Genomic DNA, 12,916 nt, shown 5'->3' with positions numbered 1-12,916 from the left:
CCGGTCCCACTCCTTCGAACTGAAAGCCGTTCATGCTGCGCATCGCCGTTCCCAACAAGGGCTCGCTCTCCGAGACCGCCGCCGAGATGCTCGCGGAGGCGGGCTACGCCGGCCGCCGCGACCCCAAGACCCTGCATGTCATCGACGCCGAGAACGACGTCGAGTTCTTCTTCCTCCGCCCGCGCGACATCGCCACTTACGTGGCTCCGGCGCCCTCGACGTCGGCATCACCGGTCGTGATCTCCTCCTCGACGTGCAGCAGCCGGCGCGCGAGATCGAGCAGCTCGGCTTCGGGGCGTCCACGTTCCGCTTCGCGGGTCCTCCCGGACGCTTCACCTCCGTCCAGGATCTCGACGGCGTCCGCGTGGCCTCCGCCTATCCGGGTCTGGTCGGCTCCTTCCTCCGCGACCAGGGGGTGAACGCCGAGCTCGTGCAGCTCGACGGTGCCGTGGAGTCCGCCGTGCGCCTCGGTGTCGCCGACGCGGTCGCCGACGTGGTGTCCACCGGCACCACCCTGCGCCAGGCGGGGTTGGAGATCTTCGGCCCCGTGATCCTGGAGTCCGAGGCCGTGCTGATCAGCCGTCCCGGTGAGGCCGACGGCGTGGAGACGCTGCTGCGCCGACTCCGCGGCGTCATGGTCGCGCGGCGCTACGTGCTCCTCGACTACGACCTCCCCACCGAGCTCGTCGATCAGGCCGTGGCCATCGCCCCGGGTCGCGAGTCCGCGACCATCTCGCCGCTCCGCGACCCGGCCTGGGTGGCCGTGCGCGTCATGATCCCGCGTCGCCGGGTCAACCAGGTGATGGACGACCTGTACGCCCTGGGCGCCCGGGCCATCCTCGTCACGGCGATCCACGCGGCGAGGCTCTGATGGCCCTCGCGAGTCGCGTCATCCCGTGCCTCGACGTCGCCGACGGTCGCGTCGTCAAGGGCGTCAACTTCGAGAACCTCCGCGACATGGGCGATCCGGTGGAGCTCGCCCGCCACTACGCCGCCCAGGGTGCCGACGAGATCACGTTCCTGGACGTCACCGCGACGGTGGACGCGCGGGCCACGACCTACGACGTCGTGCAGCGCACCGCGGAGCAGGTCTTCGTGCCGCTGACGGTGGGCGGCGGGGTGCGCAGCGTCGACGACGTCGCGCGACTCCTCGCCGTCGGTGCGGACAAGGTCGGCGTGAACTCCGCGGCGATCGCCCGTCCCGAGCTCATCGGCGAGATCGCGGATCGCTTCGGTGCCCAGGTGCTCGTGCTCTCGCTCGACGTCAAGCGCGCCGACACGACGCGCTCCGGCTTCGTCGTCACCACGCACGGCGGTCGCACGCAGACCACGCTGGACGCGCTCGACTGGGCGCGCGAGGCCGCGGAGCGCGGGGCGGGGGAGCTGCTCGTGAACTCGATCGACGCCGACGGCACTCGCGACGGCTTCGATCTCGAGCTCGTCCGACTCATGCGCGAAGTCGCGCCGATCCCCGTGATCGCCTCCGGCGGTGCGGGACGGGCGACCGACTTCGCTCCGGCCATCAAGGCGGGCGCCGACGCCGTGCTCGCGGCCAGCGTGTTCCACACCGGAGCCCTGACCGTCGGCGACGTGAAGGATGCGCTGCGCGCGGAAGGAGTGCTCGTCCGATGACCGACACGCCGAAGCAGGACGAGGTCTCCGTCGACGACCGCATCGCGCAGGTCGCCTTCAACGCCGACGGGCTCGCCCCGGTCATCGTGCAGCAGTGGGATTCGCGTGAGGTGCTCATGCTCGCGTGGGTGGATGCCGAGGCGCTGCGCCGCACGCTCACCTCCGGTCGTGCGACCTACTGGTCCCGCTCGCGGCAGGAGTACTGGCGCAAGGGCGACACGTCCGGCCACATCCAGGTCGTGCGGGAGGCCAGGCTCGACTGCGACGGGGATGCGCTCCTGCTCCTCGTCGACCAGACCGGCCCCGCGTGCCACACCGGCACGCGGACGTGCTTCGACACGACGGACCTGGGCGCCCTCGACGGGGTGGCCGCCTCGTGAGCATCGCGCAGCGCGGACGCTCCCTCTCCGTGACGGGGTTCCTGCTGGCCGGCGCCATCGGGATCGTTTCCTCCACGCAGACCTGGTTCACGGTGCAGCGCGCGGACGCGGGGGAGGACATCCTCGTCCCCGGAGCCTCCGCCCTCGTGCTCCTCGCCCCGCTGAGCCTCGCGGTCCTGGCGCTCGGTGCCGCCCTCGCGATCGCCGGCCGGGTCGTGCGCGTTGTCTTCGGGGTGCTGGCCGCCGCGGCCGCGCTGTTCCTGGGCTGGTCCACGCTGCAACTCCTCCTCGGCGACGCGTACGGCGCAGTCGCTGCGACCGTCACCGAGACGACGGGACTCGCCGGGAGCGGAGCCGTCCACGAGGTCGCGGCGAGCATCGTGCCGTCGGCCTGGCCGTTCCTCGCCCTCGTCGGCTGGGCGATCCTGCTCGTCGCCGCCGTCGTCGTGCTGACCACCTGGCGGCGCTGGAAGGCCGGCGGCCGTCGCTATCGCACCGACGCGCCGAGCGACGCGCCGCACGACGGTCCCGTCGACGCGGTCGATTCCTGGGACGAGCTGTCCCGCGGGTCCGACCCGACGCGCTGACCCCGATAGACTGAACCCAGATCCCCACGTCGTCCCCGGAGGAGAACATGACCAACCCGATCGCTGACCCCGGCCACGGACACTCGCCTGCGGCCTGGACCGCCGTCGTGATCATGCTCGTCGGCTTCGCTGCCGCGACCGTCGCGTTCTGCTTCGAGCAGCCGACCCTGGTGTGGATCGCCGCCGCACTGATCCCGATCGGGGCGATCGTCGGCTGGGTGCTCGCGAAGGCGGGATACGGCGTGAAGGGTCCCAAGTACGCTCCGAAGGCGCACTAGTGGTCCTCGCCGACCTGACGGCCGGCGCTGTCGCAGACGCCGAGCGTCGCTCCCAGTCCCGTCCGCTCGCGGTCGTCGAGCGTGACGCCCTCGCGCGCCCCGCGGCGAAGGACGCGCTGTCGTACCTCGCTCCCGCTGACCGGGTGAAGATCATCGCCGAGGTGAAGCGGGCGAGTCCATCCCGCGGTGCCCTCGCGGAGATCCCGGATCCCGCGCACCAGGCCGCGCTCTACGAGACCGGTGGCGCCTCCGCGATCAGCGTCCTCACCGAGGAGCGCCGCTTCGGCGGCAGTCTCGCCGATCTGGAGGCGGTCACTGCCCGGGTCTCGCTGCCCGTGCTCCGGAAGGACTTCATCGCCACCCGGTACCAGGTGCTCGAGGCGCGTGCCGCCGGTGCCGACCTCGTCCTCCTGATCGTGGCGGGCCTGGAGCCGGACGTCCTCCGCGACCTGTACGGGTTCATCCTCGAGCTCGGCATGACGCCGCTCGTCGAGACCCACTCGGCGGAGGAGCTGGAGGCCGCGATCGACCTCGGCGCCGCCCTGATCGGCGTGAACGCCCGCAACCTCAAGACCCTCGAGCTCGACCGCGATCTGTTCGGCCGGCTCGTGGACCGCATCCCCGACTCGGCGATCAAGATCGCGGAGTCCGCGGTGCTCACCCCCGCCGATGTCGCGCACTACCGTTCGGCCGGTGCCGACGTCGTGCTGATCGGCGAGGCCCTGGTGACCGGAGACCCGGTCGCCACTCTCGAGAGCTTCCTGGAGGCGAAGTGAGTCTGCGCGACCAGCACGGTCCGTTCTTCGGCGAGTTCGGCGGACGGTACATGCCGGAGTCCCTGGTCGCCGCGATCGACGAGCTGACGGTCGCCTACGAGGAGGCCATCGCCGACCCGGAGTTCCGTGCCGAGCTCGCCCATCTGCTGTCCTCCTACGCCGGGCGTCCGTCCGCGCTCACCGAGGTGCCCCGGTTCGCTGAGCACGCGGGCGGCGCGCGGGTCTTCCTCAAGCGCGAGGACCTCAACCACACCGGTTCGCACAAGATCAACAACGTGCTGGGCCAGGCTCTGCTCACCAAGCGCCTCGGCAAGACCCGGGTCATCGCCGAGACCGGAGCGGGTCAGCACGGCGTCGCCACGGCGACCGCCGCCGCGCTGTTCGGCCTCGACTGCACCATCTACATGGGCGAGGTCGACACCGAGCGCCAGGCGCTGAACGTCGCCCGCATGCGTCTGCTGGGCGCCGAGGTCGTCGCGGTCACCTCGGGCTCGCGCACGCTGAAGGACGCGATCAACGACGCCTACCGCGACTGGGTGGCCTCGGTCGAGACCACCAACTACATCTTCGGCACCGCCGCCGGCCCGCACCCGTTCCCGGCGATGGTCCGCGACTTCCAGAAGATCATCGGCGAAGAGGCTCGCGCCCAGATCCTCGACGAGGTCGGCCGGCTTCCCGACGCGGTCGTCGCCTGCGTCGGCGGCGGATCCAACGCGATCGGCATGTTCGACGCGTTCCTGGACGACGACGGCGTGCGGCTGTACGGCGTGGAGGCGGCGGGCGACGGCGTCGACACCGACAAGCACGCCGCCTCGATCGAGCGCGGCCGCCCCGGCGTGCTGCACGGCGCGAAGACGTACGTGCTGCAGGACGAAGACGGCCAGACCGTCGAATCGCACTCGATCTCCGCCGGTCTCGACTACCCGGGCGTCGGTCCGGAGCACTCGTGGCTGGCCGACATCGGACGCGCTGAGTACATCCCGGCGACGGACGACGAGGCGATGCAGGCCCTGCGGCTGCTGAGCCGGACCGAGGGCATCATCCCCGCGATCGAGTCGGCTCATGCCCTCGCCGGCGCGCTGCGGATCGGCCGCGAGCTCGGCCCCGACGGCCTCATCGCGATCTGCCTCTCGGGTCGCGGCGACAAGGACATGGACACCGCCGCCCGCTACTTCGAGCTCTATGACGAGGACGCCCTCGCGCACGACGTGTCCGAGGAGAGCGCCGCCGAGGACGCGGCCTCGAAGGGAGAGCCGCAGCTGTGAGCCGCGTCGAACAGGCCATTCAGCGCGCGCACGACGCCGGCCGCAGCGCCTTCGTCGGCTACCTGCCCGTCGGCTTCCCCGACCTGGAGACGAGCATCCAGGCCGCGATCGCCCTCGCCGAGAACGGCGTGGACATCATCGAGCTCGGGCCGCCCTACAGCGATCCCGTCATGGACGGCGCCATCATCCAGGAGGCGACGACCAAGGCCCTCGCCGCGGGCTTCCGGATGAAGGACCTCTTCACCGCCATCCGCGCGATCACCGCCGCGACCGACGTCCCCGTCCTCGTGATGACCTACTGGAATCCCGTGCTGCAGTACGGGGTGGACCGGTATGCCGAGGACCTGCTCGCCGCGGGCGGCGCGGGTCTCATCACCCCGGACATCACCCCGGAGGCCGCTGGCGAGTGGATCGCGGCCAGCGAGCGGCTCGGTCTCGACCGGGTCTTCCTCGCAGCTCCGACCTCGTCGGACGAGCGCCTCGACCTCGTCGTGCGGTCCTCGACGGGCTTCGTCTACACCGTCTCGACCATGGGCATCACGGGGGAGCGGGCCGAGCTCGACCGTGCGGCACGCACCCTCGTGTCGCGGCTCCGCGACCACGGTGCCCGTCGCGCCTGCGTGGGCATCGGCATCTCGACCCCGGAGCAGATCGCCGGCGTCTCCGAGTACGCTGACGGCGCCATCGTGGGCACCGCTCTCGTCCGCGCCCTCCGCGACGGCGGTGTGCCCGCCCTCGCCGAAGTCACCCGAACCCTGGCCGCCGGCACCGCGTCGGCGCGCTTCGCCTCAGAGAAGTAGGATCGCACTCATGTCCTCCGCGCTCCACAGCACCGCCGCCGGCGTGCTCGCCAGCATCCCGAGCCCGTCCGTGTCGTACTTCGATCTCGGCCCGCTCCGGATCCACTTCTACGCGCTGTGCATCATCGCCGGCATCATCGTCGCCGTGCTGATGACGAACCACCGTCTCACCAAGCGCGGCGCGGAGCCGTGGGTGGTCATCGACATCTCCATTCTCGCCGTGCCGCTCGCGATCGTCGGCGCACGCATCTTCCACGTCGTCACCCACCCGAACTTCTACTTCGGCGAAGGGGCCAATCCCTGGGTCCTGGTCACGTTCGAGAACGGAGTCCAGTGGCACTCCGGAACGGTGTGGGCGATCTGGGAGGGCGGCATCGCGATCTTCGGTGCGCTCATCGGCGGTGCCGTCGGCGCCTACCTGGGCTGCCGGTGGACGGGCATCCGCTTCTGGACGTTCGCGGACGCGCTGGCTCCCGGACTGCTCCTCGCCCAGGCGATGGGCCGGTTCGGCAACTGGTTCAACAAGGAGCTCTACGGCCTGCCGACCGACCTGCCGTGGGGTCTGGAGATCCCGTCCGACAACTCGGCCTTCCCTCCCGGCCTTCCCGAGGGCACACTGTTCCACCCGACGTTCCTCTACGAGGTCATCTGGAACGGGCTCGGAGTCCTCGTGCTGCTGTGGCTCGGACGCAAGCTGTTCTTCCAGTGGGGGCGCCTCTTCGCGATCTACCTCATCTGGTACAGCGCCGGACGCATCCTGTGGGAGTCGATCCGCATCGACCCGAGCGAGATCATCCTCGGCCTGCGCAGCAACGTCTGGGCTGCCATCATCGGCGTCGTCGTCGGCCTCGTCATCCTCGTGGTGCAGACGCGCCGTCACCCCGGTCTCGAGCCCTCGCCGTACCAGCCGGGCCGCGGACGGAAGGACGTGGACGCTGATGTACAATCGCAGGACAATCCCTCTGATTTCGTGGACGTGAGCGAGCCTCCGGCCGAAGAAGTCGCCGCCGGAGCCACTGCCACAAGCGCTGCTCCCTCGAGCGGGGACGGCTCCCGATAACGCCGACTCGCGGCGGGAGAACCATTGCACTGAACGAGCGGGCCGACGACGTCCCCGGGTTTCACTGAAGATCTGAGGACGGTAACTGGTGTACTTCCAGCCCCCTTACGGCGCCTCCGGCGCATACCCCCCGAAGCAGGGCATGTACAACCCGGCGTTCGAGAAGGACGCCTGCGGCCTGGCCATGGTCGCAACGCTGCGCGGCGAAGCCGGGCACGACATCATCGCGCTGGCCCTCGAGGCCCTGCGCAACCTGGAGCACCGCGGGGCCATCGGGTCCGACGCGGGCACCGGGGACGGAGCCGGCATCCTCACCCAGATGCCGGACGAATTCCTCCGCGCGGTCACCGGCTTCGAACTGCCGCCCGTGGGGGAGTACGCGGCCGGGCTGGCCTTCCTGCCTCGCGATTCGAGCGAGCGCCGCCAGCAGAAGGCCGGGATCGAGAAGATCGCCCGCGCGGAGGGGCTCCGCGTCCTCGGCTGGCGCGAGGTCCCCACGGCCAACGAGAACCTCGGCAAGCTCGCCGACGAGGCCCGTCCCGCCTTCGAGCAGCTCTTCGTGAGCGCCGGCGGCGCCACCCTCGCCGATGCGCCGCTGACCGGCATCGCGCTCGACCGCGTCGCCTATCGCCTCCGCAAGCGCGCGGGCCACGAGCTCGGCGCCTACTTCGTCTCCCTGTCCAGCCGCACGCTCGGCTACAAGGGCATGGTCACCACGCTCCAGCTCGAGCCGTTCTACCCGGATCTGCAGGACGAGCGCTTCGCCTCCGAGCTCGCCGTCGTGCACTCGCGGTACTCGACGAACACGTTCCCCTCGTGGCCGCTCGCGCAGCCGCTGCGGATGCTGGCCCACAACGGCGAGATCAACACCGTCGGCGGCAACCGCAACTGGATGCGCGCCCGCCAGTCGCAGCTCGAGTCCGAGCTCCTCGGCGACATCTCGCCCCTGCTGCCCATCTGCACCGACGGCGCCAGCGACTCCGCCTCGTTCGACGAGGTGCTGGAGCTGCTCACCCTCACCGGCCGCAGCCTGCCGCACGCGATCATGATGATGGTGCCGGAGGCTTACGAGAAGCAGGCCGACATCTCGCCGGAGCTGCGCGCGTTCTACGAGTACCACTCCAACCAGATGGAGCCGTGGGACGGCCCGGCCGCCCTCATCTTCACCGACGGCACGCTCGTCGGCGCGACCCTGGACCGCAACGGCCTGCGCCCCGGACGTTGGACGGAGACCACCGACGGGCTCGTCGTCATCGGCTCCGAGACCGGCGTGCTGCACTTCGCGCCGGAGCGCATCAAGCGACGCGGCCGGCTGCAGCCCGGCAAGATGTTCCTCGTCGACACGGCCCAGCGCCGGATCGTCGAGGATGAGGAGATCAAGCACGATCTCGCGACGATGCACCCGTGGCAGGAGTGGCTCGACGCCGGTTCCGTCCGCCTGGCCGACCTCCCCGAGCGCGAGCACATCGTGCACCCGCCGGCCTCGATCACCCGGCGGCAGCGCACCTTCGGGTACACGGAGGAGGAGGTCCGCATCCTCCTCACCCCGATGGGCCAGACGGGTGTCGAGCCGCTGGGCGCCATGGGATCGGACACCCCGATCGCCGTGCTCAGCAAGCGCCCGCGGCTGCTCTTCGACTACTTCACGCAGCAGTTCGCGCAGGTGACCAACCCGCCGCTCGACTCGATCCGCGAAGAGGTTGTCACGAGTCTCAAGCTCGGTCTGGGCCCTGAGGTCAATCTGCTGACCTGGGGTCCGGAGCACACCCGCACGGTGTCGCTCGACTTCCCGGTCATCGACAACGACGAGCTCGCGAAGATCCGGCACATCGACAAGGCCCTGCCCGGGCGTTCGAGCGCCACGATCCGCGGCCTCTACCACTTCGACGCAGGACCCCACACCCTCGCCGAGCGCCTCACCGAGATGTGCGCCGAGGTCGATCAGGCGATCGAGGACGGCGCGGAGTTCATCATCCTGTCCGACCGCGACTCGAACAAGGATCTCGTCCCGATCCCGTCGCTGCTCATGGTGTCGGCGATCCACCACCACCTCATCCGGCGCGAGAACCGGATGAAGGTCGGTCTGATCGTCGAAGCCGGCGACGTGCGCGAGGTGCACCACGTCGCGACGCTCATCGGCTACGGCGCTTCGGCGATCAACCCCTACCTCGCCATGGAGACGGTCGAGCACCTCGTGCGGACCGGCTACATCACGGGCATCTCCCCGGAGAAGGCCGTGAAGAACCTCATCTACGCGCTCGGCAAGGGCGTGCTGAAGATCATGTCGAAGATGGGCATCTCCACGGTGTCGTCCTATGCGGGCGCGCAGGTGTTCGAGGCGGTCGGCCTCAGCCAGGAGTTCATCGACGCCTACTTCACGCGTACCGAGTCGAAGCTGGGCGGCATCGGGATCGAGGAGATCTTCGCCGAGAACCAGGCCCGCCACGACTACGCCTACCCGGAGGACGCCGCGGCCCGTGCCCATGAGCGGCTGTGGACCGGTGGCGAGTATCAGTGGCGCCGCGACGGCTCTCCGCATCTCTTCAACCCGGAGACGGTGTTCAAGCTCCAGCACTCCACGCGGACCCGCCGTTACGACATCTTCCGCGAATACACGAAGCTCGTCGACGACCAGGCGGCCGAGCTGAAGACGCTGCGCGGCCTGTTCTCGCTGCGGACCGGCACGCGCAAGCCCGTGCCGCTGGACGAGGTCGAGCCCGTCTCGGCGATCGTCAAGCGCTTCTCCACGGGGGCGATGAGCTACGGCTCCATCTCCAAGGAGGCGCACGAGACGCTCGCGATCGCGATGAACCGGATCGGCGGCAAGTCGAACACGGGGGAGGGCGGGGAAGACCCCGACCGTCTCGTCGACCCCGAGCGGCGCAGTGCGATCAAGCAGGTGGCCTCGGGTCGATTCGGCGTCACGAGCCTCTACCTCACCGAGGCGGACGACATCCAGATCAAGCTCGCCCAGGGCGCGAAGCCCGGTGAGGGCGGTCAGCTCCCGCCGACCAAGGTGTACCCCTGGGTCGCGCGCACCCGGCACGCCACCGCGGGGGTCGGCCTCATCTCGCCGCCGCCGCATCACGACATCTACTCGATCGAAGACCTCAAGCAGCTCATCTTCGACCTGAAGCGGGCGAACCCCGAGGCGCGCATCCACACGAAGCTCGTCAGCCAGTCCGGCATCGGCGCGGTCTCGGCCGGTGTCGCCAAGGCGCTCAGCGATGTCATTCTCGTGTCCGGTCACGACGGCGGTACGGGCGCGAGCCCGCTGAACTCGCTGAAGCACGCGGGAACGCCGTGGGAGCTCGGCCTCGCGGAGACGCAGCAGACGCTCATGCTCAACGGCATGCGCGACCGCGTCGTCGTGCAGGTCGACGGGCAGCTCAAGACCGGACGGGACGTCATCATCGGCGCCCTGCTCGGTGCCGAGGAGTTCGGCTTCGCCACCGCGCCCCTCGTGGTCAGCGGCTGCATCATGATGCGCGTCTGCCACCTCGACACCTGTCCGGTGGGCGTCGCGACGCAGAACCCCGTCCTGCGCGACCGGTTCACCGGCAAGCCCGAGTTCGTCGTGAACTTCATGGAGTTCATCGCCGAGGAGGTGCGCGAGCTGCTCGCCGAGCTCGGCTACCGCTCGATCGACGAGATCGTCGGTCGCACCGAGCTCCTGGAGACCAACGCGGCGATCGCGCACTGGAAGGCCGAGGGACTCGACCTCAGCCCGGTGCTGGAGGGACCGGCGTTCCCCGCGGGCGAGCCGCGTCGCAGCGGCCGCGCCCAGGACCACGAACTCGACAAGCACTTCGACGTGCAGCTCATCGACATCGCGAAGGGAGCGCTGCTGAACGGCGACCCCGTCGTGGTGGAGCTCCCGATCGCCAATACCGAGCGCGCGGTGGGCACGATGCTCGGACACCAGGTGACCTCGCGTCACGGCGCCACCGGTCTGCCGAAGGAGACCATCGACGTCACCCTCACCGGCACGGCGGGACAGTCGCTCGGGGCGTTCCTTCCGCCGGGCATCATCCTCCGGCTGGAGGGCGACGCGAACGACTACGTCGGCAAGGGACTCTCCGGTGGGGACATCACGATCCGGCCGCCCCGCGGCTCCGCGATCGCCCCGCACGAGAACGTCATCGCGGGCAACGTGATCGGGTACGGCGCCACGTCCGGCACCATGTTCATCTCCGGTGTGGTGGGCGAGCGCTTCCTCGTCCGCAACTCCGGTGCGACCGCGGTGGTCGAGGGCGTGGGCGACCACGCGCTCGAGTACATGACCGGCGGCCTCGCGGTGATCCTCGGATCGACCGGCCGCAACTTCGGCGCCGGCATGTCCGGGGGAGTGGCCTACGTGCACGCTCTGGACACCGCGAAGGTCAACGCGCAGTCGCTCGGCAGCGGCGAGCTGCGGCTCGAGCCGCTGGACCGCGCCGACCTCGAAGTGCTGCGCGGGCTGCTCGTGGAGCATGTGGAGCGCACGGCGTCCCCGCGCGCCGCCGCCCTGCTGGAGGACTTCGACGCCAGCGCGGCGGAGTTCGTGAAGGTGCTCCCGCGCGACTTCGCCGCCGTGCGCAGCATGCGCGAGGAGGCACTGGCCGAGGGGATCGACCCTGACGGCGACATCGTCTGGAACCGCATCCTGGAGGTGACCGGTGGCTGACCCCAAAGGCTTTCTGAAGGTGACCGAGCGGGAACTTCCCGCTCGCCGTCCGGTGCCCGTGCGCATCATGGACTGGAAAGAGGTGTACGAGCCCGGCGACAAGGCGGTGCTCCGTCGCCAGGCCAGTCGCTGCATGGATTGCGGCGTGCCCTTCTGCCACTCCGGCTGCCCCCTGGGCAACCTCATCCCGGAGTGGAACGACCTCACCTGGCGCGGGGAGGGCCGCGCGGCGATCGAGCGGCTGCACGCGACGAACAACTTCCCGGAGTTCACCGGACGGCTCTGCCCGGCCCCGTGCGAGAGCTCGTGCGTCCTCGGCATCAACCAGCCGGCCGTGACCATCAAGCAGATCGAGGTCTCCATCATCGACGAGGCCTTCGCCAAGGGCTGGGTCGAGCCGGAGCCGCCGGAGCGTCTGACGGGCAAGACCGTGGCCGTCGTGGGCTCGGGCCCCGCCGGTCTCGCCGCCGCCCAGCAGCTCACCCGCGCCGGCCACACCGTCGCCGTCTTCGAGCGGGACGACCGCATCGGCGGCCTGCTGCGCTACGGCATCCCGGACTTCAAGATGGAGAAGAGCCAGCTCGAGGCCCGCCTGCGCCAGATGCAGGAGGAGGGCACGCGGTTCCGCGCCGGCGTCGAGATCGGCAAGGACATCTCCTGGGCCGACCTGCGCGCGCGGTACGACGCGGTCGTGATCGCCACCGGCGCCACGGTCCCGCGCGACCTGCCGATCCCCGGTCGCGACCTCGACGGCGTCCACTTCGCGATGGAGTACCTCGTCGAGTCGAACCACGCGGTCGCCGGCGACACCGTCCCGGACCAGATCACCGCCGAGGGCAAGCACGTCATCGTCATCGGCGGCGGCGACACGGGCGCCGACTGCATCGGCACCGCGCACCGCCAGGGCGCGCTCAGCGTCACCAACCTCGCCATCGGCAAGCAGCCGAGCGAGACGCGGCCGGATCACCAGCCGTGGCCGATGATGCCGACGATCTTCGAGGTGGCCTCGGCTCACGAGGAGGGCGGGGAGCGGGTCTTCCTCGCCTCGACCGTGGAGTTCCTGTCGAACGACGTGGGCGAGGTCCGCGCGCTCCGCGTGGCCGAGACCGAGTACATCGACGGCCGCCGCGTGCCCAAGAGCGGCACGGAGCGGGAGATCCCGGCCGACCTCGTGCTCATCGCGATGGGCTTCACCGGGCCGGAGCAGGACGGCTACACCGAGGACACCCGGCCGGAGGTGACCGAGCGCGGCGCCTTCCGTCGCGCCGCGAGCTACGAGTCGTCGATCCCCGGCGTGTTCGTCGCCGGGGACGCGGGCCGCGGGCAGTCGCTCATCGTCTGGGCGATCGCGGAGGGCCGGGCGGCGGCGGCGAACGTCGACCGCTTCCTCATGGGCACCACCGTGCTGCCGGAGCCGGTGCGCCCGAGCGATGTCGCGATCGGCCTCCAGCCCGCGTAGGCTGAGGCCGGCA

10 protein-coding genes and 1 pseudogene are annotated in these 12,916 nt (G+C 70.3%); all 11 read left to right on the top strand.

Annotated elements, in window-relative coordinates; translation table 11 throughout:
- Positions 1-32: 32 nt before the first annotated feature.
- The 11 genes and pseudogenes from hisG to AC2W7E_RS01635 all read left to right on the top strand — a co-directional run bounded on the left by hisG (position 33) and on the right by AC2W7E_RS01635 (position 12,903).
- Positions 33-871: pseudogene (gene hisG, locus AC2W7E_RS01685) on the top strand (ATP phosphoribosyltransferase).
- A complete protein-coding gene (hisF, locus tag AC2W7E_RS01680; RefSeq protein WP_025103482.1) occupies positions 871-1,632 on the top strand; it encodes an imidazole glycerol phosphate synthase subunit HisF in 762 nt (253 codons plus the stop codon). Before hisG ends, hisF begins: the two are co-directional and overlap by 1 nt.
- Positions 1,629-2,012, top strand: a complete 384-nt coding sequence (hisI, locus tag AC2W7E_RS01675; protein ID WP_025103481.1) for a phosphoribosyl-AMP cyclohydrolase — start codon at positions 1,629-1,631, stop codon at positions 2,010-2,012. Before hisF ends, hisI begins: the two co-directional genes overlap by 4 nt.
- Positions 2,009-2,599, top strand: a complete 591-nt coding sequence (locus AC2W7E_RS01670) for a Trp biosynthesis-associated membrane protein (protein ID WP_025103480.1) — start codon at positions 2,009-2,011, stop codon at positions 2,597-2,599. The genes hisI and AC2W7E_RS01670 overlap by 4 nt, the downstream gene beginning before the upstream one ends.
- 47 nt (positions 2,600-2,646) lie before the next feature.
- Entirely contained in the window at positions 2,647-2,877 is a 231-nt protein-coding gene (locus tag AC2W7E_RS01665) for an HGxxPAAW family protein (RefSeq protein ID WP_025103479.1), read from the top strand.
- Positions 2,877-3,653: an indole-3-glycerol phosphate synthase TrpC gene (trpC, locus tag AC2W7E_RS01660; protein ID WP_025103478.1), complete on the top strand. Its 777-nt coding sequence runs from the start codon at positions 2,877-2,879 to the stop codon at positions 3,651-3,653. The genes AC2W7E_RS01665 and trpC overlap by 1 nt, the downstream gene beginning before the upstream one ends.
- Complete coding sequence (trpB, locus tag AC2W7E_RS01655; protein ID WP_249521880.1) at positions 3,650-4,918, top strand: tryptophan synthase subunit beta; 1,269 nt, start codon at positions 3,650-3,652, stop codon at positions 4,916-4,918. Before trpC ends, trpB begins: the two co-directional genes overlap by 4 nt.
- Positions 4,915-5,718, top strand: a complete 804-nt coding sequence (gene trpA / locus AC2W7E_RS01650) for a tryptophan synthase subunit alpha (protein ID WP_085607528.1) — start codon at positions 4,915-4,917, stop codon at positions 5,716-5,718. The genes trpB and trpA overlap by 4 nt, the downstream gene beginning before the upstream one ends.
- Positions 5,719-5,728: 10 nt before the next feature.
- Complete coding sequence (gene lgt, locus AC2W7E_RS01645) at positions 5,729-6,778, top strand: prolipoprotein diacylglyceryl transferase (protein ID WP_485988415.1); 1,050 nt, start codon at positions 5,729-5,731, stop codon at positions 6,776-6,778.
- 142 nt (positions 6,779-6,920) lie between these two features.
- The gene (gene gltB, locus AC2W7E_RS01640) at positions 6,921-11,444 is read left to right on the top strand and encodes a glutamate synthase large subunit (protein ID WP_485988583.1); all 4,524 of its coding nucleotides are present in this window, start codon (positions 6,921-6,923) and stop codon (positions 11,442-11,444) included.
- Positions 11,437-12,903: a glutamate synthase subunit beta gene (locus AC2W7E_RS01635; protein ID WP_025103473.1), complete on the top strand. Its 1,467-nt coding sequence runs from the start codon at positions 11,437-11,439 to the stop codon at positions 12,901-12,903. The genes gltB and AC2W7E_RS01635 overlap by 8 nt, the downstream gene beginning before the upstream one ends.
- Positions 12,904-12,916: the final 13 nt, after the last annotated feature.

The organism is Microbacterium sp. CFSPD4_SD4 (assembly GCF_057364585.1).
Note: the sequence above shows the minus strand (reverse complement) of the source record. Positions and strands in the feature narration are given on the sequence as shown.

Coding starts and splice junctions, on each gene's coding strand:
- AC2W7E_RS01665 (WP_025103479.1), top strand. CDS start 2,647: ATGACCAACCCGATCGCTGACCCCGGCCACGGACACTCGCCTGCGGCC.
- hisI (WP_025103481.1), top strand. CDS start 1,629: ATGACCGACACGCCGAAGCAGGACGAGGTCTCCGTCGACGACCGCATC.
- hisF (WP_025103482.1), top strand. CDS start 871: ATGGCCCTCGCGAGTCGCGTCATCCCGTGCCTCGACGTCGCCGACGGT.
- gltB (WP_485988583.1), top strand. CDS start 6,921: ATGTACAACCCGGCGTTCGAGAAGGACGCCTGCGGCCTGGCCATGGTC.
- lgt (WP_485988415.1), top strand. CDS start 5,729: ATGTCCTCCGCGCTCCACAGCACCGCCGCCGGCGTGCTCGCCAGCATC.